19 protein-coding genes and 2 pseudogenes are annotated in these 21,929 nt (G+C 57.4%); 5 read left to right on the top strand and 16 right to left on the bottom strand.

The window, feature by feature from the left end:
• Positions 1-13: 13 nt before the first annotated feature.
• Positions 14-1,111, bottom strand: coding sequence for a ribosomal protein S18-alanine N-acetyltransferase (rimI, locus tag ACZ9BB_RS10755; protein ID WP_476213753.1), 1,098 nt, complete (start codon positions 1,109-1,111; stop codon positions 14-16).
• A gap of 200 nt (positions 1,112-1,311) precedes the next feature.
• Between rimI and ACZ9BB_RS10750 the strand changes: the two genes are divergently transcribed.
• Positions 1,312-2,790: a RimK family protein gene (locus ACZ9BB_RS10750; RefSeq protein WP_476218267.1), complete on the top strand. Its 1,479-nt coding sequence runs from the start codon at positions 1,312-1,314 to the stop codon at positions 2,788-2,790.
• Positions 2,791-2,797: 7 nt separating this feature from the next.
• A pseudogene (locus tag ACZ9BB_RS10745) lies at positions 2,798-2,977 on the top strand (magnesium transporter CorA family protein); the annotation flags it as partial.
• Positions 2,978-3,094: 117 nt separating this feature from the next.
• On the opposite strand, the gene ACZ9BB_RS10740 reads toward ACZ9BB_RS10745, so the two are convergent.
• Positions 3,095-3,430, bottom strand: coding sequence for a DUF2834 domain-containing protein (locus ACZ9BB_RS10740; RefSeq protein ID WP_476213752.1), 336 nt, complete (start codon positions 3,428-3,430; stop codon positions 3,095-3,097).
• Positions 3,431-3,678: 248 nt separating this feature from the next.
• Here ACZ9BB_RS10740 and ilvA point away from each other — a divergent pair.
• Positions 3,679-4,674, top strand: a pseudogene (ilvA, locus tag ACZ9BB_RS10735) (threonine ammonia-lyase, biosynthetic); the annotation flags it as partial.
• Positions 4,675-5,117: 443 nt separating this feature from the next.
• Positions 5,118-5,387, top strand: coding sequence for a DUF1652 domain-containing protein (locus ACZ9BB_RS10730; RefSeq protein ID WP_476213751.1), 270 nt, complete (start codon positions 5,118-5,120; stop codon positions 5,385-5,387).
• Here ACZ9BB_RS10730 and ACZ9BB_RS10725 read toward each other — a convergent pair.
• Positions 5,384-5,782 (bottom strand): hypothetical protein, encoded by a 399-nt coding sequence (locus ACZ9BB_RS10725; RefSeq protein ID WP_476213750.1) that lies wholly within the window; start codon positions 5,780-5,782, stop codon positions 5,384-5,386. The genes ACZ9BB_RS10730 and ACZ9BB_RS10725 overlap by 4 nt on opposite strands.
• Before the next feature lie 65 nt (positions 5,783-5,847).
• Positions 5,848-6,117, bottom strand: coding sequence for a DUF2790 domain-containing protein (locus tag ACZ9BB_RS10720; RefSeq protein ID WP_476213749.1), 270 nt, complete (start codon positions 6,115-6,117; stop codon positions 5,848-5,850).
• A 507-nt stretch (positions 6,118-6,624) separates the two neighbouring features.
• On the opposite strand from ACZ9BB_RS10720, the gene ACZ9BB_RS10715 reads away from it, so the two are divergent.
• Positions 6,625-6,921 carry a hypothetical protein gene (locus ACZ9BB_RS10715; RefSeq protein WP_476213748.1) on the top strand — a complete coding sequence of 99 codons (297 nt, stop codon included), beginning with the start codon at positions 6,625-6,627 and terminating at the stop codon, positions 6,919-6,921.
• 93 nt (positions 6,922-7,014) lie between these two features.
• Here the strand turns inward: ACZ9BB_RS10715 and ACZ9BB_RS10710 are convergent, their stop codons facing one another.
• The 12 genes from ACZ9BB_RS10710 to ACZ9BB_RS10655 form a co-directional block, all read right to left on the bottom strand.
• Complete coding sequence (locus ACZ9BB_RS10710; protein ID WP_476213747.1) at positions 7,015-7,572, bottom strand: hypothetical protein; 558 nt, start codon at positions 7,570-7,572, stop codon at positions 7,015-7,017.
• Positions 7,573-7,581: 9 nt separating this feature from the next.
• Positions 7,582-9,567 (bottom strand): type VI secretion system Vgr family protein, encoded by a 1,986-nt coding sequence (locus ACZ9BB_RS10705; protein WP_476213746.1) that lies wholly within the window; start codon positions 9,565-9,567, stop codon positions 7,582-7,584.
• A gap of 226 nt (positions 9,568-9,793) precedes the next feature.
• Positions 9,794-10,525 carry a hypothetical protein gene (locus ACZ9BB_RS10700; RefSeq protein ID WP_476213745.1) on the bottom strand — a complete coding sequence of 244 codons (732 nt, stop codon included), beginning with the start codon at positions 10,523-10,525 and terminating at the stop codon, positions 9,794-9,796.
• Between the two features lie 490 nt (positions 10,526-11,015).
• Positions 11,016-11,954, bottom strand: coding sequence for a carbohydrate kinase family protein (locus ACZ9BB_RS10695; RefSeq protein ID WP_476213744.1), 939 nt, complete (start codon positions 11,952-11,954; stop codon positions 11,016-11,018).
• 13 nt (positions 11,955-11,967) lie between these two features.
• On the bottom strand, positions 11,968-13,464 hold the full coding sequence (gene xylB / locus ACZ9BB_RS10690) for a xylulokinase (protein ID WP_476213743.1): 1,497 nt from the start codon (positions 13,462-13,464) through the stop codon (positions 11,968-11,970).
• A gap of 114 nt (positions 13,465-13,578) precedes the next feature.
• Positions 13,579-15,051: a mannitol dehydrogenase family protein gene (locus ACZ9BB_RS10685; protein ID WP_476213742.1), complete on the bottom strand. Its 1,473-nt coding sequence runs from the start codon at positions 15,049-15,051 to the stop codon at positions 13,579-13,581.
• Positions 15,052-15,067: 16 nt separating this feature from the next.
• Entirely contained in the window at positions 15,068-16,171 is a 1,104-nt protein-coding gene (locus tag ACZ9BB_RS10680; RefSeq protein WP_476213741.1) for an ABC transporter ATP-binding protein, read from the bottom strand.
• A gap of 32 nt (positions 16,172-16,203) precedes the next feature.
• Positions 16,204-17,034: a carbohydrate ABC transporter permease gene (locus ACZ9BB_RS10675; RefSeq protein WP_476213740.1), complete on the bottom strand. Its 831-nt coding sequence runs from the start codon at positions 17,032-17,034 to the stop codon at positions 16,204-16,206.
• Positions 17,035-17,044: 10 nt separating this feature from the next.
• Positions 17,045-17,944 (bottom strand): carbohydrate ABC transporter permease, encoded by a 900-nt coding sequence (locus tag ACZ9BB_RS10670; RefSeq protein WP_476218266.1) that lies wholly within the window; start codon positions 17,942-17,944, stop codon positions 17,045-17,047.
• A gap of 196 nt (positions 17,945-18,140) precedes the next feature.
• Entirely contained in the window at positions 18,141-19,463 is a 1,323-nt protein-coding gene (locus ACZ9BB_RS10665; protein ID WP_476213739.1) for an ABC transporter substrate-binding protein, read from the bottom strand.
• Between the two features lie 343 nt (positions 19,464-19,806).
• Positions 19,807-20,712: a helix-turn-helix domain-containing protein gene (locus ACZ9BB_RS10660; protein ID WP_476213738.1), complete on the bottom strand. Its 906-nt coding sequence runs from the start codon at positions 20,710-20,712 to the stop codon at positions 19,807-19,809.
• A gap of 203 nt (positions 20,713-20,915) precedes the next feature.
• A complete protein-coding gene (locus ACZ9BB_RS10655) occupies positions 20,916-21,791 on the bottom strand; it encodes a phosphatidylinositol-specific phospholipase C domain-containing protein (protein WP_476213737.1) in 876 nt (291 codons plus the stop codon).
• Between the last annotated feature and the right edge of the window lie 138 nt (positions 21,792-21,929).

Genomic DNA, 21,929 nt, shown 5'->3' with positions numbered 1-21,929 from the left:
CCTCGCCACAGGTTTACTCACGCCGATAGAGAATCACCACAGCCCGCAACTTGTCTCGTCCGAAACTGCACATTTTGTCAAATTCCCCATGGCTGACCGGCAAGTGCTGGCAGTCCATCGGCTGACGATGCTGGCTGTGATCCACATCCGGATCGTGCAGGTAGACGAACTCTTCGTCGCAATCGGTGACGATCACCCAATGCGGCGCCTTGGAACGGGTCAGGCGATAGCTGCTGATCAATACCAGCGGCTGCCCGCCATCGTGCAGTAATCGTGGCAGATCCAATGGTCCGCCGATCATTCGTTCCACGTCAGTGGCTTGCAACTGCGCCATGAACTGATCGTGTACCAGGCGCATTACGTCTTTTTTATGCGCATCGCGCACCCCGTCGAGAAACAGCGGCCCGGCCATGCTCAGTTGCAGCCGCACCCGAAAGCCACGCCGCCACGCTGCCAGCGCCAGACCTTGAGGGCTGCAGCCACCATGGCCGGACGTCATGAACACAGTGGTCGCCTCGCGCCAGATTTGCAGTTCTTCGCCGCGCTCCAGCGCTCGATCGTCTTGCAGCGCGCCCATGGCCATCAGCAGGCAGGCCGGGCCACAGGTGAACTCGGTGGTCTGCGGGTAGTAAGGCACCCTGATGTTGCGTGAATCGCGGTGCTGGAGGATACGTTTTTCCAATCGCAGCGCGTCGGCATGGTCCTGGTAATAGTCGTGAATCAGCGCGAACCGCCGGTAACCGTTGCGTTCATACAGGGCAATCGCCGTCGGATTGTCGATGCGCACTTCCAGCCGCAGGTAGGCGCAGTCATGCTCAATGGCGCAGGCCTCGACACGTTCGAGCAATTGCTTGCCCAGTCCATTGCCGCGAGCATCAAGGGCTATCGCAATCGAGTACAGGCGCGCCAATGAAGTGCCCCGGTGAAACAGCACCACCGCATAGCCCACTAATTGCTCACCACGTTGGGCCACCAGCAGTTGCCCGTGAGCCCGAATGATCATCCATTGAAAACTGCGACTGTTGAGCCGGTCCGTGGTGAAACATTGCTGTTCGAGTGCCAGCAGTGCCGGTATGTCTTCAACTACCGCCAAGCGAAAAACAGGTTTCATATGACCGCCGTAAAAGTTGCGTAACGAAACGGGACTTTCGAAAAAGTTCGTGCTTAATAGGAAGTGTCTTGTTCTTCAACGGATCAATCACTATGTCAGCGGTACAAGGTCATTGGCGCGAAGTATCTGAGCAAAAGTTTATAACGGCAATAACTTCTGAAAACTATTTGAATGGCTCGATCAGAACTTCCAGCCAGTTGATGATCATCGTCGAACGCAAGGAAGACTGGGCCTCTTATTTCCCCAGTGAAGACATCGTCACAGCCCAGGAATACCTCGAACAGACCCGCGACAACGAGCAGGGCAAGCGGGTTCAGGTGATTAACCTGTGCCGCAGCTACAAGTACCTCGGGCACGGTTATTACTGCTCGCTGCTGGCCGAAGCGCGGGGACACAGGGTTATACCGTCGGTGCGGACCATCAGCGAACTGACCCGGAAATCCCTGTATGGGCTGGCCCTGGATGATCTGGATAAAACCCTGGAAAAAGCCCTCAGCAATCATCTTTACAGCGATACCGAAGGATTTACCCTGACACTGTATTTCGGCAAAACCTCTATCGAGCCATTACAGGATCTGGCTCGACAGTTGTTCGAGGCTTTTCCTTGTCCGATATTGCTAGTTGAGTTTCGTCGAACTAACGGCTGGCACGTCGAAGGTGTAAAGTTTGGCGCCTTGCATAAGTTACGTGAAGATCAGGAAGATCAGTTCGCTAATGCGCTCGACAGTTTCAGTCGCAAGATCTGGCGCATGCCGCGTTCCAGGCGATTGGCTCGTTATGACCTGGCCATTCTGCACGATCCGCAAGAAGCATTGCCGCCCTCCAATCCCAAGGCTTTGGACAACTTCGTCAGGGTCGGCAAGACGCTAGGCATTGACGTCGAGCTGATTGAACGCAAGGACTACGCCCGAATTGCCGAATACGACGGGCTCCTGATCCGCGAGACAACGAGCGTCGACAACCACACCTACCGCTTCGCCAAAAAGGCCGAGAGCGAAGGTTTGGTGGTGATGGATGACCCGGCGTCGATCCTGCGCTGCACCAATAAGGTTTACCTGACTGATTTGCTCAAGAGCCATCAACTGGGCATGCCCGCCACTGAAATCCTCTACAAGGAACGACCGGAAGATTTCGAGCGGGTAGGCGAGCGTCTGGGGTTTCCACTGGTGCTGAAGATCCCTGACGGTTGTTTCTCAAAGGGCGTCATCAAGGTCGAAAGCCAGCAAGCCTTGCTTGAAGCCACCGCCGAACTGTTCGAACACTCGGTGTTGCTGCTGGCCCAGGAATTCTTCTACACCGAATACGACTGGCGCATTGGTGTGCTCAACCGCAAACCGATCTTTGCCTGCCAGTACTTCATGTCCAAGGGCCATTGGCAGATTTACAACCACAAAGCCAAAGGCCAGGACATCAACGGCGAATGCCGCACCCTGGCGGTTCACGAAGCGCCGCGAGCGGTGGTTGAACTGGCGGTGAAAACTGCGAATCTCATCGGCGACGGCCTCTACGGCGTTGACCTCAAACAGTCCGGCGACAAAGTGGTGGTGATCGAAGTCAACGACAACCCGAACATGGATGCCGGCATCGAAGACGCCTGGTTGCAGGACGATTTGTATTCCTTGGTGTTGGAAGAGTTTGTCCGTCGGCTGGAGCTCAAACGCCGCGGCCAAGCCTGGTGAGCGGTCGATGATCAAGAGCTTTGAACTGAGCCACGGCACCCTGCAAGCGGTCGAACGGCAAGACGCCGACGTGGTGCTATTCAGTAACCCCGATGCGGCCGAACGGGATTTGTTGCACAGCCATTTCAAGCTCGATGAACACGCTCTGGCCTCGGCCTTGGACCCCGATGAGGTGTCGCGCATCGAGCATGTCCAAGTTCAGCATGATGACCGCTGGCACGCCGTGGTGGATTTCCTATGGTGATCGGCCTCAAGCGCCTGGTGAAGTGACTTCGGCGATCTCAACACCACAACAACTCCTGGATCAGGCCTCTTGTGCTGCCTCGTCGGAGCTTTTCCGCCCCTGAAGCCCTCGCACCACCAGATACAACAATGGCCCGGCAGACACAAAAATCGCCGTAAGCAACAGATAGGGAACCACCGACAACCCCGATTGCCCACGCTGGCGCGCATCCTTGTACATCCAGATACCGGCAAGCGTCGCCAACAGGTACAAATCAATCACCACCTGCGCGGTATCGGGCCGCGACATCAGGCTGATGCCGAAATCGAGCAGCGACTGTTCGGCCTGCAGCATCACCGAAACGGTGTAGCCGGCGAAGGCGATCAGGGCAATGAGGGGCAGGGCGATAGACTTCATGGTTTCCTTCCTTGGGACAATGAGCAGAAGCACCAGCCTACAGAGGTCGTTGAACATTGGCCATTGACTTGCCATCAGCGCCCGGCTAATTTCCAGCCATGACTTCCACCGTATTGCGTTGCCAGCCAAGCATTATTACCGCCATTCCTTATTTGGCGGGCTAGCTCACGACTGCAGCACCCAACCCGCCCTAGAGGCGGGTTTTTACTTTCTGTCTCTGGGGCTCCGATCAAAGTCAGGAGACGATCATGAGCAGCACCCCCGCCCAGCAACGCTTGCTTGAGCACTACGTGAAAAAAATCCTTGCCGCGCCGGTTTACGAACTCGCCGTGCGTACGCCGCTGCAAGCGGCACCGGCCTTGTCCGAGGCGTTGGGCAATCAGATCCTGCTCAAGCGCGAAGATTTGCAACCGACGTTTTCCTTCAAGATCCGCGGTGCCTACAACAAACTGGTGCACCTGAGCGATGAACAGAAGGCTCGTGGCGTGATCACGGCCTCGGCGGGCAATCATGCCCAAGGCGTTGCATTGGCGGCCCGCGAGTTGGGGATTGGCGCAACCATCGTCATGCCCTGCACGACGCCGGAATTGAAAGTACTCGGGGTGCGTAGCCGGGGCGCCGAGGCGCTGCTGCACGGTGAGAGTTTTCCGTTTGCCCTGGAATACGCGCTGAGCCTGGCGCAGCAAACCGGCCGCACCTTTGTCTCGCCCTTCGACGACCCGGACGTGATCGCAGGGCAGGGCACCGTCGCCATGGAAATCCTGCGCCAGCACCAGGGGGCGCTGGACGCAATCTTCGTTCCGGTGGGCGGTGGAGGCTTGATCGCCGGTATCGCCGCGTACATCAAATACCTGCGCCCTGAAGTGCGCATCATCGGCGTCGAGTCGGAGCATTCCGCCTGCCTGCAGGCGGCATTACAGGCCGGTGAACGGGTGGTCCTGCCAAACGTCGGCACCTTCGCCGACGGCGTGGCCGTCGCTCAGATCGGCGCCCATGGTTTCGAGGTCTGCCGGTTTTGCGTCGATGAAGTGCTGACCGTCAGCAACGATGAGCTCTGCGCCGCGATCAAGAATATCTACGACGATACCCGCTCGATCACCGAACCTTCCGGCGCCCTGGCCGTGGCCGGGATCAAGCAGTACGTGGCACAAACCGGCGCCCGGGGTCAGACCCTGGTGGCCATTGATTCGGGCGCGAATATCAATTTCGACAGTTTGCGACATGTGGCCGAGCGCGCCGCGTTGAGTGGCGCGCCTCAACTATCAGCCCGACGGTCGTATTAAATGGCAAAGCACCCTGAAGTCTCCTTGCGTGTGTGTAAGGTCAGCGGATACTGAATGGATGGGCCGCATGCTCACTGCCGTCCTCAGCCAATGCAAACCCGCCACCGGGGTTTTTGCAAAATGCAGGTCTTGAAACCGTCGTTTCTTGCATTTTGCCCGAGTCGTTTTATTGCCACCCCCGCAAATCCCTTGATTTGCCGACGAGGCGCAGAGCGAAATCCTGGGCATGTTTTATGCTGTAGCTGTCTTGAGCTGACCGCGATTGCTGCCGAGTCAGTGCTAAAACAAGAAAACGGTCGGACGTTGGAACGATGAAGCCCGCACGGAAGAACAAGAACGGGCGATTTGAGCTTCTACCGACATTGATTTTCGATTGGCAATCTCACCATAACGAGAGGGTGGCCATGTTTCTTTCTGCCTTGGAACTACGCAATATCATTGAGAGCAGTTTTCTCCCGAAACGCTGTCAATGCACGCTGTCGCCGGACCTGTCGATGACCGTCAAGGTGTATTCGGACGTCGAGACTGACCATCTCGATCTGATCGTTACCGGCATAGACGCCCAGCGTCTCAACGGATGTAGGGAAATCAACGACCTGATAGCCGAGTTGCGCACCGGCCTGGCGCACAGCACGCATGGGCAACTGTTCATCGCGAAGTCAAAACTCCATTAACCGGCCGCTTCACCCATTTCGACCGACACGCGCCGGGTCTGGATAAACCCCAGACCCAGTGCAAATTCAACCACGATCGCCAGCAAAATACCCGGCCCGGCATGACCCTGAAGCCATTCGCCGAAGCCCAGTGCCGCCAAACCGAAACAGCCAACAATAAACCCGCTGCACAAGGCGCTTCTCGCCGCCGAGGGCGGAGCCTGGCGCACGAGATAAAACATCACCCCCAACGCCGCGAACAGCACCGCACTGCGCCGGGCCACAAACCCCGCCGCGGACGAATACTCGATACTCCAGATCGCCAGCAGCCCTTGCGGTATCAAACCCCAGACCAGCGCCAGCAGAAAACAAAGGGCGGCGGTGAACGTCGACAGCGTGCGAAACGAGAACTGCATGGCGGATCCTTTCGGCAGTGAGCTAAGCGCCAGAGCATAGCGTCAGAACCCTCACAGGCCTACTGTCAGTTCTGATCGCTGCACGCGTCAGACATTTTTCGATAGGTAATTTCAGCAGGCTTGCCCGAGGCGCTATCGATGTACTTCATGTCCGCCGTGACCACTTGGCACTCCAGCGTCGACGGCTTGTTCAGGGAAATGACCTTGCCCACATGCAGCGCCATGCCGTAGTGATAGGGCACGGCCTGGGAGGACGACGTATCGTTGGCCTGCGCAATGCCTGCGACCGCGGCGCAGGCGAGGGCGGTGGTGATCATTAGTGTCCGCATGTTCATGGTGAGTCTCCAGTGCAGAGGGGAAGTCAGTTCGACGCAAGAACGTCGAACCTGCCGCACTGGGCGTCAGAGGGGGCTGAGGGCGTGCGGTCCAGTAAAGTTTTGGACCGTGGGGTTAAGCGATGGTTAACCGGCTTGCATGCCGCCTGTCGTCAGGCGTTTCTGACGGAGGTTTCATGTCGGTAAAAAAACTGAGGGCGCTTCGGCCCGTTCCTACAAGCGAGGGCGCCTTGTCTTCTTTCGTCGGCAGGCTACCAACGTTTACTGTTTGGCGTCGCTGCAAAATCAGCGAACAGGTTTGGTCACCTGACTAACACTGCACATATATGTGCCATCATTCGCTCTACGGGCTTCTACGTCTCGTAGTGCGTTGCAATGGTGGCTGTGTGCAGGACGCTTTCGGGCGAGCCGTTTTGAGTGTTATCGGTTGACCAAGCCTGTACACAGCCGCCTCCCATCGTTTGGTCACGGTGCTGGCGATTACTAACTAATACTCGAGTAATTACTATGCCAACGATAAGTCCGTTTCCCGATCGCTACCGTTCAATCAAAAGCAGCGTCACCGACTCAACGCCGCTAGTTATCGACACAGAAGCCAATCCCCAAGACATCCTCGAATCCGCCCTTCAGCGCATCCGAGCCTCCAGCCAGTTACTTGAAACACTCCACTGCCTATGCTTTAAGCATGGTGACGTTCAAGACATCCCGCACATTACCCATGCGCTTTATTTGCTGACTCAGGATGGTTGCGATCTGTTGGCGGTTGCTCAGCAGCGGATGATGGGCTGGAAAGCGCCGGTCTGACGCCGTACCTTCAAAAACAAGCCTGCCTCCTGTGGAGTAGGCTTTGAAGCTAGATGTTCGAGGGTGATGATTAAGCTGAAATAAAATGGTGCCTCATTGTTTGGCATTGTTCAGATCAATCAGCTTTTCACCCGCTTCAGCAGAGGTCGCGGGAAGTTCGGATAGTTCAAGATAGACTCCGTGCTTTCCGTAGCTCAAATATTTGCTTGAGCTTTCATGGCCTGTGTTTTCAAAAATGACTTGAGCGCCCTTTGCAGATATTTTTACCCAGCGAGGACGATTCCTTTCAGCGAAATCGATTCGTTCTATTTTTCCGTCACCTGAGTCGAAATAGAACAAGGCTCCTTGTAGAAAGTTTGAAGTAAACTCGCCAGAAATCACGAGTGCATTTAGATCGTGCCCGCCGGAAGCGCACTGCCACTGCACTTCGCTCCCCCGAGAATCGTTCGAGTCGTCGTACATGAATCTCGTCTTTTTGTCATGACGAATTTTATAGACATAAGAGTCTTCAATGAGTGAGCTGCGCAACAGTGAAATAGTATGCTTTGGTCCTGCCAGTTCGCAGTTGATTGCTGTATTTAACTGCGGTTGAACTGCAAATGCCTGAATGCTGGACGCTGCAAGTCCGATGCTGATCAGAAGGCTTTTCATTTAACGTATTCAGTTGCCGTCGGAATTTTGTTTACGGGTTAGAAGGTTGCCAGATTTATCGTTGTTTGCAGGGATGGGAATAGTCGGGGTGAGAACCTGAATCCCAGTGCCAGCACCAGGCCCACCCCCGGAATTCACCTTCACCTCAGCCCCACTAATCGTCACCCCTCCCGCATCAATCTTCACAAAGCTCCCGCCAGCCTTGGCCGTCAGCTCCATGCCACCCTCAACCACCACCTTCTCCCCAGCGTGGTAATGAATCTCCGTCCCCGCCTCAACAAACTGCGCCGTCCCAACTTTCACGTGCCGGGTCACGCCGACAGTGAGGTGATCGTCCGCCCGCGCTTCGGTCTTGCGGTCGAGGTGGGTGAGGCGATGCTCTTCCACTTTGAACTCACTAAAAACATTCGCTTCAACGGTGTCATGCCGTTCATTACCGACGCGAACTTTCTGGTCGTGCTCGATGTTTTCATCCCAGTCGCGCTGGGCGTGCAGGTAGATCTGTTCCGCGCCTTTTTTGTCTTCAATACGAAATTCGTTGTAGCCCTTGCCGCCCGGTGAGCTGAGGGTCTTGAAGGTGCTGCGGGTTTTGTTCGCCGGCAGGTCGTAGGGGACGACGTTTTCCTTGTGGTACAGGCAGCCGGTGATTAGCGGTTGGTCGGGGTCGCCTTCGAGGAAGGTCACGAGCACTTCCATGCCGACTCGCGGGATGGCGATGCCGCCGTAGGCGTTGCCGGCCCAGCCGGTGGCGACGCGCAGCCAGCAGCTGCTGGCGTCGTTGCCCTGGCCGTCGCGGTCCCAGTGGAATTGCACTTTGACGCGGCCGTATTCGTCGCAGTGGATTTCTTCACCCGCCGGGCCGGTGACGATGGCGGTTTGGCTGCCCAGCACCTTGGGTTTCGGGTGTTCCAGGGCCGGGCGAAAATGTGCGTCCCACGGTGTGGCGAGGAAGCGGTTGCGGTAGCCCTGGTGGAAGTCGTCCTTGTTATGGGTGACGTCGCTGGTGATGTTCTCGCCGAGTACTTGCGGCTGTTTGCCTTCGTGGACGATTTCCAGCAACAGCCAGAGGTCGTTCCATTCGGCGCGCGGGTGTTCGCTCAGGGCCATGAAGTGGCCGCTGACCAGGGTCGGTTCGTCGCCTTTGCCTTCGGCCAGTTGGTAGTCGCTGCGATGGCGTTCGAGGGCACGGGTCGCCAGTTGCTTGCCGCGCGCACGGTCGGTGAAGCGGCCGGGGTAGTCGTAGTCTTCGAGGTCCGGGGCGAACGCGGTCTTGGCCGCACTTTCCGGCAGCAGGCGCGGTTTTTCGAAGTCGTAGTCGCGGCGGCTGACGCGGGTGGTGCGGGTTTCCAGGCGCAGGTTAAAGCGCTTGATCACCGGTTTCTCGGCGGCCATGCCGGAGTCTTGCTGGTAGCTCACCGGCGCGAGTTTGCGGAACACCGTCTGGTCATCGCCGAACACCAGTTTGTGGCCGCTGGCTGAGTGCTGGAAATGGAAGTGAATGCCTTCCTCTTCGCACAGCCGCTGAATGAAGTGCAGGTCGGATTCGTCGTACTGCACGCAGTACACGCGCTCGGGGTAGATCGCGCCGAGCTGGAAGCTGTAGGCGTCGGCCAGAATGCCCCGGGCTTCGAGAACCTGAGCGATGATCTTCGGCACGCTGAGCTGCTGGAAGATCTGCTGGTCATGGTTATGGCGCAGATACGCGAGTTGCGGCACCAGGCTGATGCTGTAGCGGGTCAGGCTCTTGCCGGAATCGCCTTGCTCGATGCGGTACACCAGGCCATGGATTTTGCCCTGGCCAGTGGCGCCGAAAGTCAGGCAACCGGGCTTGTGCAGCAGCTCTTCGAGTTTCAGGTCGGGGCGGGCGCTGACCAGTTCGATGTCGAAACAGAACGGCTGGTTGAGGGCTTCGCGGCCGACGAAGCTGAGCACCTGAAGGTCAACGGAAACACCTTCAAGGGTGAGGGAAATATGGGTTGCGTTCGCGTCCAGCATGCCTTGAATTCCGTCCTTTGAAAAAGCAGGCGCGGATGGTGCAGCATTAAAGTGCCATGTTCAAGGTTGAAATGCCGTAGGCCCGGGGCCTGACGGGTATCGGGCTTTCCCCTATAGCCGAGGTTTTGCGCAATGAATACGGGCATTTTTTGAGGAGATTGGTCGTCACACCAAATTAAAGAAGGCCCCACAGGGTGGGGCCTTGCGTATTACTCAGCCAAGAAACTCAAAGCGATTGCAAGGAAATGGTCGCGCTCTGAGAGTCTTGCGGGCTGTCAGCATCCATCCACACCCATTGTGTACCGTCGCCTTGCAGATTATTGGTAATGCTCTGAATCTGCGAGTAAACGATCCTGACGCTCCCAGCCGCACTGGCAGTAGGGCCAATGTTGGTCACCTGATTGGCAAGGAGACCGTTTGACGTCTCATTGACGACAAACACGGTCGCCTGCGCCTCACGGAACTGGCAAGAGAGGAACTGTGTAATGGTGCTGGTGATCGTCAGGTTCATCCATTTCGATGGGGGGACCGCATAGTAACGAGTGTACTTGTTGAACGGATGCTGCTCACCATCGGCCGGCAGTGGATAGTTGCTGAGCCCCGATGTATTGGTCGGCATGCCGACACTTCCCAACCAGATTTCGACTTTGGAGCTACCGGCGTTGCTGGGCAGTGAAACCGAAACGGTTTGAGTATCGGTGCCCGAGACAAAACCCAATGATGCCAGGCCTGCATTGGCCGTGGTGCCAGGCACCGTGATCGGTACGGGGGGCTGGCTATTGCTCCAGTTCACAGAGACAGTCGAGTTGTTGTCATTTTGAGCGGAGTTGTAGATAAAGATGCCATAAAGCTGGCCGGGGCTAAGTGCGGTACAGGTGGCTGTATCTCCTGCGGTGAGCGTAATGCGTTGTCCGCCGTTCCAGTTAATTTGGGCAGCTGAGATAGCGACACTTTCCATGTTGGAGTTCCTTTTCCTGTTGTGGGGTATAAGGATGGCCGCACAGCAATTTCCTTACCTGCGCTGTGCGTGGAAAGGATATTAGTTGAAGGTATGTAGCGGTCAAGTAGCGGGTTGGTTATTTTTAATTGAATGCACAACACCTCGGTAGCCGCTGGATTGTCTCGGCGGAAATTCGTAGTGTTCATCTATTTTATTAATATAATTCAATAAGATAAGAATCTGTGGTGCGTTCAGTGGCAGTGCTGCTTGAAGAAAGAAGAGTTTAAGGAGTTGGTTTTTTGGAATAGCTGAAATCAGGAAGCGTTATAACAGTGCTCGTAACTTTAAAGGCTATAAAGCTGTCAACATCCGTTGGTCTTTTATTTGGGTTGAAGATTGATTCAATATTTTTAATCGAAATAAAAATATATCGAAAAAGTATTTAATCTTTACCGGCAGGTCCTGAAATCAGCACCTGCGGTAATGGGAAGGCATGAGGTCGCGGATTTCAGCCCAACTGCCGCCGATACGGCAAATCCGGCCCGGTCTTGCTGCACGTCAGCGCCGCAGCGCTCACCGCAAACCTGATCATCGCGTCAATTTGCTCACGGCTCAGCTGTTGCAACCCGTCAACCGAATCCAGCTGCTGCTCGGTCAGCCAGGTAATCAGCGCCGCCTGGAAGGTATCGCCAGCCCCCACGGTGTCGGCAATCTTCACCGAACTGGCCGGTACCGACCACGAGCCGTGGGCACGGCTGAACACCGTTGCGCCTTCGCCGCCACGGGTCAGGAACACCAACTGGCAGCGATGCTCCAGCCAGCCTTCGATCACGTGCTGAGGATCCTGCTCGGGGTACAACAGGCTCAAGTCTTCGTCGCTGACCTTGATCAGGTCGGCCAGCTCCACCAGCGTGGCAATCCGCGAACGCCACAGCTCAATGTTTGGCTCAGGATTGAGGCGCACGTTCGGATCGAGGCTGATCAGGCGTTTGCCGCTTTCCCGTTGCACCAGCGCCAGCAAGGTATCGGCGATCGGTTGTACCACCAGCGAGTACGAGCCGACGTGCAAGCCGCGCACCTCGGGGCCCAGTTGCGGCAGATGCGCCAGGCTCAACTGTCGATCGGCGCAGCCTTCGCCACGGAAGCTGTAATGGGGCGAACCATTGGCACCGACTGCCACCATCGCCAAGGTGGTTGGTGCCGCAAAGTCCACCAGATAGTCCGGGCGCACGCCTTCATCCTGCAGCACTTGCTGCAAGCGTCGGCCGAGGTAATCGGTCGACAGCCCGGCAAACAGCGCGGCATCCACGCCCAGGCGGCGCAAACCCACCGCCACGTTGAACGGCGAGCCGCCGGCAATCGCCTTGAAATTCACTTTGGATGCCAGGCCGCTGGCATCATCTTCGCTGAAGAAATCGAACAGCGCTTCGCCACATACCAAATACATAGTTTCTCGCTCTTTAAAGGGTTGCGACATGCTGTTGATAGCGTTCGTAGGCCAGCTGAAAGGCCAGCACATTTTCTGCAATCGGCAAGGTTTCACTGGCCAGATCGAGCTTCACGCAGCGCTCGCACAAATCCGCGAGGCTGTCTTCGTGGCCGTTTGCCCAGGACTTGCACCACGCTGCCTGAATCGCCGCGCCGAGGGCCGCGGCTTCGCTTTGTTCGGTACAAATCACCGGTGTGTTCATGATGTCGGCGACGATCTGCCGCCATAACGGGCTCTTCGAGCCGCCGCCAATCAGGCAGATGCGCAGGCTTTGTAAGCCATTCTGGCGCAGCAGGTCCAGCCCATAACGCAAACCGAAGGTGGTGCCTTCCACCACGGAGCGGCACAGATTGGCCCGGGTCAGGTTGGTCATCGTCAACCCCAGCAGGCTGCCGCTGGCATGGGGCAGGGCGGGAACGCGCTCGCCATTGAGGAATGGCAGCATGCACACGCCTTCGGCACCGATCGGCGCTTGCGCGACCAAGGCGTTGAACGCTTCGATATCCAATTCGAACAACTCGCGAATCGCGCCGGTCGCGTTGGTCAGGTTCATCGTGCAGATCAACGGCAGCCAACCGCCGCTGGAGGAGCAGAACGTCGCGACAGAGGCGTCGGAGCTGACGTTCGCTTGCTCGGCGTAGGCGCAGACCGTCCCCGAGGAACCGAGGCTCATGGTGATCGCGCCAGGCTTTATATTGCCGGTGCCGATCGCGCCCATCATGTTGTCGCCGCCGCCGCTGGATACCAGCGCCTTGGGGTTGATGCCCAACTGCTCGGCGATGCCCGGCAGGATCGTGCCGACCGCCTGGTGGGCATCGATCAGCTCCGGGAGCGCGGCTTGCAGGCGTCCGGTGGGGTCGATGTCGCGCAGCAGTTGCAAGTCCCACTGGCGGGTACGCACGTTGAAATAACCGGTGCCTGACGCATCGCCGTATTCGCTGCAGCTGCGGCCGGTGAGCCAATGGTTGAGGTAATCATGGGGCAGCAGAATATGAGCGATCCGGGCGAATACTTGCGGATGTTGTTCTTTGGTCCAGAGCAATTTGGACACGGTGTAGCCCGGCGCAATGACCACGCCGAGGCGTTCCAGCGAGCCCTTTTCGCCGCCAAGATGGGCCAATAGGCGGTCGTTCTCCGACGTGGACTCGGTGTCGCACCAGAGCTTGGCCGGGCGCAGTACCTGGCCGCGATCATCAAGCAGCACCAGGCCATGTTGTTGGCCGGAAACGCCAATGCCGAGGATGGCCTGACCGTCCACATTCGCTGCGAGCAGCGCGCGGCGAGTCGCCAGGGCAAAGGCTTCCAGCCATTGGGCGGGGTCTTGTTCACGACGGCCATTGGCACCGCTGATCAGACTGTGGGCGGCGGCGCCCTGGCCGAGTACCTGGCCGCTGTGCGCGTCGAGGATCACGGCCTTGGTGCCTTGGGTGCCGCAGTCGATGCCCAGGAATAATTGTTGGTTTGCCATGGATGATCCTTTGGATCGTCGGGTCGATTTCAGTACGCATTCAACATTTATGGTGTCTGTCAGTCAGCCATCGCGGGCTTGCCCGCGATGGCGACAGCAGTTTCAGCGCAGGGCTTACGCCAGCACCCGCTCCAGGGTCCGCGTCACCCCAACCTCCCGCAAGCTGTTACAGCACCACTCGAACGCAGCGACAAATTCAGGCGAGTTCGGTATCGCCGTGCCGAAAATCTCCTCAACCTCCAGCACTCGCTGAGTGATCAACGCGTCATCGGCCACCAGCGCCTGACAGAATGCCGCCCGTGGATCGGGTATTGAATAGGTGTGGCCATTCTCATCCACGCCTTTGAGGTACAGCGCCCAGGCCGCCACTACCAGCGCCGCACGTTTGGTCTCGCGGCCGTCGGCGATCAAGCGGTTGATGGTCGGCACAGTGAATTTCGGAAACTTCGACGAGCCGTCCGAACACACCCGCTCCAGCTGATCGGCAATCGCCTGATTGGAGAAGCGCGCCACCAGGGTGTTTTTGTACTCGGTCAGGTCAATGCCCGGCACCGCTGCCAGTTGCGGCGTCACGTCCAGGTCCATGTAGGCGCGCATGTAACGCACGAACAGCGGGTCGTTCATGGTTTCGTGAACGAAGCGGTAGCCCTTCAAAAAACCCAGATAAGTCAGGGCCAGATGGCTGCCGTTGAGCAGCTTGATCTTCATTTCTTCGTAAGGCGTGACGTCGTCGGTGAACTGCACGCCAACCTTTTCCCAGGCCGGGCGACCGTTGACGAATTTGTCTTCCAGCACCCATTGCACAAACGGTTCGCAGACCACCGGCCAGGCATCATCGACGGCATGTTGGTCGGCCAGTTGCAGACGATGTTCGGTGCTGGTCATCGGCGTGATGCGGTCGACCATGGCGTTGGGAAAGCTGACATGGCGCTCGACCCAGTCCCGCAGATCGGCATCGCGCAGGGCGGCGAATGCGAGCAATGCTTTACGGGTCACCGCGCCGTTGTGCGGCAGGTTATCGCAAGACATCAACGTGAACGCAGGCGTGCCGGCCGCGCGCCGCTTAGCCAGTGCGGCGCAGAGGAAACCGAACACGGTTTTCGGCGTGTTCGGTTGAGCCAGGTCGTGCTGGATCTGCGGCAGGTGCGCCATGAACTCGCCGTTGCTGTCATCGATGCAATAACCGCCCTCGGTGATGGTCAGCGAGACGATGCGGATGTCTGGATCGGCGAGTTTGTCGATCAGCACCTCGGCACTGTCTTCGGCCAGCAGCATGTCGCGGATGGCACCGATCACCCGGACTTCGGTGTCGTCGGTGTCACCGAGTTCGAACAGGCTGAACAGGTAATCCTGCTCTTGGAGAGCGTCACGGGCGCGGCGGTCCTCGGCGCGCAGGCCGACCCCGCAAATCGCCCAGTCCAGACCAACGCCCAAGTTCATCAAGGCGTCGGTGTAATACGCCTGATGCGCGCGGTGGAAACCGCCGACGCCAATGTGCGCGATGCCTTGGCGCGTGTCGCTCAGCGTGTAGGCGGGCAGGGCCACCTCGGGGGCGAGGCGGTTGAGATTCTGTTTATTCAGTTTCATTGCAGGTTCTCGACAGTCAGGCTGCGGCGCGCAGTGGACGGGTCAGCGCCACGCCGTCGGCATCGAATAAATGGCAGTGTTCGGCGTCCAGGTGCAGGCTCAGGGTTTCGCCATAACGGCTGGCCAGATCGCCGCGAACGCGCATGGTCAGGGCTTCGCCGGAAGACGTCAGGACGTGGCAGAAGGTGTCGCTGCCCAGGCGCTCGCTGACATCGGCGGTCACTTGCAGCGTGCAGTCGCCGGGCTTCGCCAGCTCCAGGTGTTCCGGGCGAATGCCCAGGGTCACCGCGCCGCCGACGCTCAGGTTCACGCCGCTCAGAGGCAAGTTGATGCGGGTGCCGGCGTCCAGCAGCACTTCGCAGCTGCGGCTGTCGATGCGGGTGACTTTGCCTTTGAGGAAGCCCATTTTCGGTGTGCCGAGAAAACCGGCGACAAACAGGTTGGCTGGCTGGTGATACAGCTCCAGCGGCGAGCCGACCTGTTCGACTTTGCCGCCATTGAGCACGACGACCTTGTCGGCGAGGGTCATGGCTTCGACCTGGTCGTGGGTCACGTAAATCATCGTGGCTTGCAGTTCTTTGTGCAGCCGCGCCAGTTCCAGACGCATCTGTACCCGCAGGGCGGCGTCGAGGTTGGACAACGGCTCGTCGAACAGGAAGATTTTCGGGTTACGCACGATGGCGCGGCCGATCGCAACACGCTGACGCTGACCGCCAGACAGTTGTTTTGGCTTGCGCTCAAGCATCGGCCCGAGTTCAAGAATGCGCGCCGCCTCGCTGACTTTCTTCTCGACTTCGGCCTTCGCTACACCGGCCAGGTCCAGGGCAAACGACATGTTTTTGCGCACGCTCATGTGCGGGTAGAGGGCGTAGGTCTGGAACACCATCGCCAGGTCGCGCTTGGCCGGGCTGACTTCGGTGATGTCGCGGCCATCGAGCTCGATGGTGCCGCCACTGACTTCTTCAAGGCCGGCGATTAACCGCAGCAGGGTGGATTTGCCGCAACCCGACGGGCCGACGAATACCACGAATTCCTTGTCATTCACTTCCAGGTCGATGCCTTTGATGATGGAAAAACCTTCGAAGCCTTTTTGCAGATTCTTGATTTTCAGGTTGGCCATGATGGCGCTCCTTTATGCTTATTTTTTGAGGGCTATTTCACGGCGCCGAACGACAGGCCGCGGACCAATTGTTTCTGGCTGATCCAGCCGAAGATCAGGATCGGCGCACAGGCCAGGGTCGATACCGCCGACAACTTGGCCCAGAACAGACCTTCGGGGCTCGAGTACGAGGCGATCAATGCGGTTAGTGGCGCGGCCTGGGACGAGGTCAGGTTCAGCGACCAGAACGCTTCGTTCCAGCACAGGATCAGCGACAGCAAAACCGTGGAAGCCAGGCCGCCCTTGGCGATCGGCAGCAGCACCCGGACCATTTCCTGCCACAGGGTTGCACCGTCTAGGCGTGCGGCTTCGAGGATGTCCTTGGGGATGTCTTTGAAGTAGGTGTAAATCATCCAGACCACGATCGGCAGGTTGATCAGGGTATAAATCACGATCAGCGCGATCCGCGTATCCAGCAGGCCAAAGCTTTTGGCCAGCAGGTAGATGGGCATAAGCACGCCCACTGGCGGCAGCATCTTGGTCGAGAGCATCCACAGCAGCGTGCGTTTGGTGTGCTGGGTTTCATAGAACGCCATCGAATAGGCCGCCGGCACCGCGATCAGCAGGCACAGCGCCGTGGCGCTGAAGGAAATCACCACCGAGTTCCAGGCAAAGCTGAAGTAATCGCTGCGCTCATTAATGTGCAGATAGTTCTCCAGCGTCGGCGTGAAGATGAACTGCGGCGGCGTGGCGAACGCGTCGATTTCGGTTTTGAAACTGGTCAGCACCATCCAGAAAATCGGGAAGAAGATCAGGATTGCAATGGCCCAGGCCAAGGTGCCGAGCAGCAGGCTTTGCAGGCGACGGGATTGTTGAAGAGTCATGGCGCGGGCCTCAGGCTTTGTCTGTCAGGTTTTTGCCGATCATGCGCACCAGCACGATGGCCGCGATGTTGGCAATCACCACCGCGATCAAACCACCGGCAGACGCCATGCCGACGTCGAACTGCACCAGCGCCTGGTTGTAGATCAGGTAGGCGAGGTTGGTCGAGGCATAGCCGGGGCCACCGTTGGTGGTGGTAAAGATTTCGGCGAATACCGAGAGCAGAAAGATGGTTTCGATCATCACCACCACGGCAATCGGCCGGGCCAGGTGCGGCAGGGTCAGGTGCCAGAAAATTGCGACCGGACCGGCACCGTCCAGGCGCGCGGCTTCTTTCTGTTCCTGGTCGAGGGACTGCATGGCGGTCATCAGGATCAGGATCGCGAAGGGCAGCCATTGCCAGGACACAATGATGATGATCGACAGCAGCGGGTAGTGGGCCAGCCAGTCCACCGGTTGCGCGCCGAACAGTTTCCAGATGTAGGCGAGAATCCCCGACACCGGGTGAAAGATCAGGTTTTTCCAGATCAGTGCGCCGACGGTGGGCATGATGAAGAACGGCGAGATCAACATCACCCGCACGATGCCGCGACCGAGAAACTCACTGGCCTCCAGCAATGCACTGATCAACACGCCGAACACCACGCTGATCAGCAACACGCTGCCCACCAGCAACAGGGTGTTGGTGGCGCCGGGCAGGAAACCCGAGTCGCTCAGAAAGTAGCTGAAGTTCTCCAGTCCGACGAACTCGTTTTCACCGGGATAAAGCAGGTTGTAGCGGATCAGCGAGAAATAAACGGTCATGCCCAGCGGCACGATCATCCACAGCAGCAACAACGCTACCGAAGGGCTGACCAGAAACCAGCCGGGGTTGGTCAACCGGCTTTTACGCAGCGGTTGGGGAATGTCCATGTGAGCTTTGACAGTTGAAATATTCATGGCGTTAAAACCGATTAAGAACAGACAAATGAAGATCCAATGCGGGAACAGACTTTGTGGCGAGGGGGCTTGCCCCCGTTGGGTCGCGAAGCGCCCCCAAAGCTTTGCGACTGCTGCGCAGCCGAACGGGGGCAAGCCCCCTCGCCACACCAGCCCGCACCCGCAGTTGTTATTGCGCGGTTATTTTTGGGTAACCGGCGCGCTTCATCTCACGTTCGGTGGTTGACTGGGCGGCGGTAAGGGCTTGGTCGACCGTGGTCTGGCCGATCAGCGCCGCCGAGAACAGTTTGCCGACCTGGGTGCCCACGGCCTGGAACTCAGGAATGGTCACCAACTGGATACCGATGTACGGCACCGGTTTGGCGCTCGGTTTGCTCGGGTCGGCTGCCTTGAGCGATTCAAGCGTCACCTTGGCGAACGGCGCGGCGTTCATATAAGCCTCGGTGTAGGTCGAGGCCCGGGTGCCTGGCGGCACGTTGGCGATGCCATCTTTTTCCGCGACCAGCGCGCCGTATTCCTTGGAGGTGGCCCAGGCGCTGAAGATTTTCGCTGCATCTTTGGCCTTGGAACTGGTCGGAATCGCCAGTGCCCAGGAATACATCCACGCTGAACCTTTGTCGGTGGCTTCATGCGGTGCGTAAGTGAAGCCGACGTGATCGCTGACCTTGCTTTGGGTCTTGTCGGTGACGAACGAGCCGGCGACGCTGGCATCGACCCAGATCGCACATTTGCCGCTGTTAAACAGCGCCAGGTTTTCGTTGAAGCCGTTACTCGAAGCGCCCGGCGGGCCAGACTTCTTCATGGTATCGACGTAGAAATTCAACGCGTTTTTCCACTCGGGGCCGCTGAATTCCGGTTTCCACTGCTCATCGAACCAACGTGCGCCGTAAGCATTGGCGACGGTGGTGATCAGCGCCATGTTCTCGCCCCAGCCGGCCTTGCCGCGCAGGCAGATGCCGTACTGTTCTTTGTCTTTATTGGTGAGTTTGCCGGCAAATTCGCTGATCTGAGTCCAGGTCGGGCGTTCGGGCATGGTCAGCCCGGCGTCCTTGAACAGGTCGGTGCGATAATAGGTAATGGAGCTTTCAGCGTAGAACGGCAGGGCATAGAGCGTACCCTTGACCGAAAGGCCTTCACGCACCGATGGGAACACGTCGTCGAGGGCGTAGCTGGCCGGCAAGTCTTTCATCGGTTCCAGCCAACCCTTGGCGCCCCAGAGTGCAGCTTCGTACATGCCGATGGTCAGCACATCGAACTGTCCGCCCTGGGTGGCGATGTCGGTGGTCAGGCGTTGGCGCAGCACGTTCTCTTCGAGCACCACCCAATTGAGCTTGATGTCTGGATGCTCGGCCTCGAAGGTTTTCGAGAGTTTTTGCATGCGGATCATGTCGCTATTGTTGACGGTGGCGATGGTCAGGGTCTGGGCGCCGAGGCTGACGCTGCTGAGGGTCATGCAGGTGAGGGCAAGCAGAGCTTTTGCAGAAGGTTGCATCGTGCACTCCTTTTCTGCACCCGGTGGGTTACAGAAGGATGGTTATTGTTTTTGTGTCTTCCTGCTCAGGAAGAATGTGCACTGATTACAACGTTCAATTGATGGAGTGACAAATCATCCATCGCACTGTGATCGATACTTTTTTGCACTTGGAAAGTCATGGGTCGGCTTCGCTGCATGGCTGCTCCGTAGCAGCTGCCGAAGGCTGCGTTCGAGGGCGAAGCCCTCGCCGGGCCGGAAACATGCGGTGGTTCAGACGGGTTGGGGTGATCCGGTTTGCGACTGCTACGCAGCCGAACGCAGCCTTCGGCAGCTGCTACAAGGATTCATGGTTCAGGATAAGTTAGTGCTGATTTTGCTCAGTCAAACGCTGCACCGCCAACCGTCGATAATGCGACGGCGTCATGCCCTTTAGCTGCTGAAAACGCCGGTTGAAGTTGGAGATATTATTGAAGCCGGACTCGAAACACACATCGGTCACGGTTTTATCGCCATCGGCCAGCAACTCGCAGGATTTACTGATGCGCAGGCGATTGACGAATTCGATGAAGCAGCGCCCGGTGGCTTGTTTGAATACCCGGCTGAAGTAGGTCGGCGTCAGCCCCAGGTGCTCGGCGACTTCTTCGAGCGGCAGTTCCCGGGCGTAATGGGCAAAGATGTAATCCACCGCCCGGTTGGTACGGTCGATGTTGTGTTCATCGGCCAATTGCGGCGTCGTGGCACCGGACAGCAACTGATAGTCATCGGATGCCGCCAGCAACTCCAGCAGAATGAAAAAATGCCCGAGCCGGGTCATGCCCTTGGTATCAGCGATGCGCTGCATCAAGGTCATGGCCTGGCGGATCGTGCGCTTGCAGCGAAACTCGATGCCGTACTGCGCGCGCTCCAGCAAGGGTGCAAGCGTCTTGAGCTCGGCGAACACCTGATGGCCGCTTTCGAACAGTTCGTCAGTGAAATTGACCAGCATGTCGCGTTTGGGCACCACTTCGTCTTCGGCCACCTGGCTGATCCAGTTGTGGGGCAGGTTGGGGCCGGTCAGGAACAGCGTTTCCGGGTAGAAGTTACCGATGTAGTCACCGATGAACACTTTGCCGGAGCTGGCGACGATCAGGTGCAGTTCGTATTCCTTGTGGAAATGCCAGCGCACCAGAGGGCAGGGGAATCCGTGCTGGCGATAGATGATGGACAACCCGTTATGGTCGTCCATCAATTCGTAGGAAGGATCGGTAACTCTGGCTGGTCGGCTCATGTCAGGGCACTTTTATTGTTATCGACCGTTGATCATGCCTCTTTCCAGGCTCACTGCGCCAGCGAGGCGGCGAAGGGCCGCGTCCGGATTGTCAGGTTGTCATAAAGGCAAGTTCAGAAACCAGCATAGGAGTGCTCGGCAGTATTGCCAGCGATAGAAATATCTTTACAAATATAGCTAACTGATGGCGCGTTGGGGTGGGACTATTTGATTTTATTGTTCGCTTTTATCAAGCTCGCGGCTCGGCAATAAGAAACTATTTTTGACTCTTCAATGAAATCGACATTGATTATGTTGCATTGGGTAGCCCAATCGCGTTTGGCGAGATCGAACCACCAATTGAGATGTCCTTTGATGTCGACAGGACCACCGAGAGCACTGTAACTCGTTGCGGAAAGCGACCATGGCGCCCATGTGCCTGGCGGGTTTTTCAGAACTTCAATGATGTGTTTTTCCAGTTCAGCGACACTCGTTGTATTGATACCAGTCCATTTGTGCTCGATTTTTTTGCAAAACCAGGTTCGATCAAGCGCCCAGTACCCTTCGGCAGCGACCAGGACTCTTTGGACGTTGCTGATTTTCCTGAGTTGACCGAGGCTAAGGTGCAAGTTGTTGGAAGGAATCATTCTTTCGCCGAGAAATCTGAGCATCATCGCGTTGAAAAAATGATAGTCAAAGGGTTGTTGGCTGCTGCCCTTAAGTTCGTGGAAGTCCAGGATAATAAACTCGTCTGGGTTTTCCCGAAGAAAAAGATCCACGTCTGTAACAAGGTTTCCCAAGGTACGGGAAGAGCGGTAACCGTTGTGCTGAACACGAAATTTGCCAAGCCCCGGTTCGCCGAAGATAAAATCCAATCGAATATCCAGAGCCCGTGCGCCGTTGTTCAGTTGGGCATAAAACGAGTCGTGCTGGCACGCCAGCCAGTGGGCACCAGGAATAAGTGCATAAGAGGCTTTCCAGTCGCAGCCCGCGTTGTGGGCGCCTGGAAGAGTCAATTCGCAGAGCGATAATGTATCGAGAGCCTTGGTGGCGGTCATCCAGTTATTGAGTGCGTAACTATCCAGAGTATCGTTGTTCATTAGTGCATCCTTGCATCGATTAATAGAAAAACCACCTCTTGGTTATTGATGTTTTTTAGGGGTGGCTTGCCCGTATTTATATCGATGAAAGTGTCAGTGGCCAATCGTTGGATTGATGCAAGGTATGTGGTTTAGATG

The organism is Pseudomonas sp. TE3552, from assembly GCF_056278945.1.
Note: the sequence above shows the minus strand (reverse complement) of the source record. Positions and strands in the feature narration are given on the sequence as shown.

Bases quoted from the DNA above. Each gene is read 5' to 3' on its own strand.
- ACZ9BB_RS10655 (WP_476213737.1), bottom strand. From the start codon at position 21,791: ATGAACAACGATACTCTGGATAGTTACGCACTCAATAACTGGATGACC.
- ACZ9BB_RS10695 (WP_476213744.1), bottom strand. From the start codon at position 11,954: ATGTATTTGGTATGTGGCGAAGCGCTGTTCGATTTCTTCAGCGAAGAT.
- ACZ9BB_RS10740 (WP_476213752.1), bottom strand. From the start codon at position 3,430: ATGAAGTCTATCGCCCTGCCCCTCATTGCCCTGATCGCCTTCGCCGGC.
- ACZ9BB_RS10670 (WP_476218266.1), bottom strand. From the start codon at position 17,944: ATGGACATTCCCCAACCGCTGCGTAAAAGCCGGTTGACCAACCCCGGC.
- ACZ9BB_RS10715 (WP_476213748.1), top strand. From the start codon at position 6,625: ATGCCAACGATAAGTCCGTTTCCCGATCGCTACCGTTCAATCAAAAGC.
- ACZ9BB_RS10730 (WP_476213751.1), top strand. From the start codon at position 5,118: ATGTTTCTTTCTGCCTTGGAACTACGCAATATCATTGAGAGCAGTTTT.
- xylB (WP_476213743.1), bottom strand. From the start codon at position 13,464: ATGGCAAACCAACAATTATTCCTGGGCATCGACTGCGGCACCCAAGGC.
- ACZ9BB_RS10675 (WP_476213740.1), bottom strand. From the start codon at position 17,034: ATGACTCTTCAACAATCCCGTCGCCTGCAAAGCCTGCTGCTCGGCACC.
- ACZ9BB_RS10680 (WP_476213741.1), bottom strand. From the start codon at position 16,171: ATGGCCAACCTGAAAATCAAGAATCTGCAAAAAGGCTTCGAAGGTTTT.
- ACZ9BB_RS10750 (WP_476218267.1), top strand. From the start codon at position 1,312: ATGATCATCGTCGAACGCAAGGAAGACTGGGCCTCTTATTTCCCCAGT.
- ACZ9BB_RS10660 (WP_476213738.1), bottom strand. From the start codon at position 20,712: ATGAGCCGACCAGCCAGAGTTACCGATCCTTCCTACGAATTGATGGAC.
- ACZ9BB_RS10685 (WP_476213742.1), bottom strand. From the start codon at position 15,051: ATGAAACTGAATAAACAGAATCTCAACCGCCTCGCCCCCGAGGTGGCC.
- ACZ9BB_RS10720 (WP_476213749.1), bottom strand. From the start codon at position 6,117: ATGAACATGCGGACACTAATGATCACCACCGCCCTCGCCTGCGCCGCG.
- ACZ9BB_RS10700 (WP_476213745.1), bottom strand. From the start codon at position 10,525: ATGGAAAGTGTCGCTATCTCAGCTGCCCAAATTAACTGGAACGGCGGA.
- ACZ9BB_RS10705 (WP_476213746.1), bottom strand. From the start codon at position 9,567: ATGCTGGACGCGAACGCAACCCATATTTCCCTCACCCTTGAAGGTGTT.
- ACZ9BB_RS10710 (WP_476213747.1), bottom strand. From the start codon at position 7,572: ATGAAAAGCCTTCTGATCAGCATCGGACTTGCAGCGTCCAGCATTCAG.
- ACZ9BB_RS10665 (WP_476213739.1), bottom strand. From the start codon at position 19,463: ATGCAACCTTCTGCAAAAGCTCTGCTTGCCCTCACCTGCATGACCCTC.
- rimI (WP_476213753.1), bottom strand. From the start codon at position 1,111: ATGAAACCTGTTTTTCGCTTGGCGGTAGTTGAAGACATACCGGCACTG.
- ACZ9BB_RS10725 (WP_476213750.1), bottom strand. From the start codon at position 5,782: ATGCAGTTCTCGTTTCGCACGCTGTCGACGTTCACCGCCGCCCTTTGT.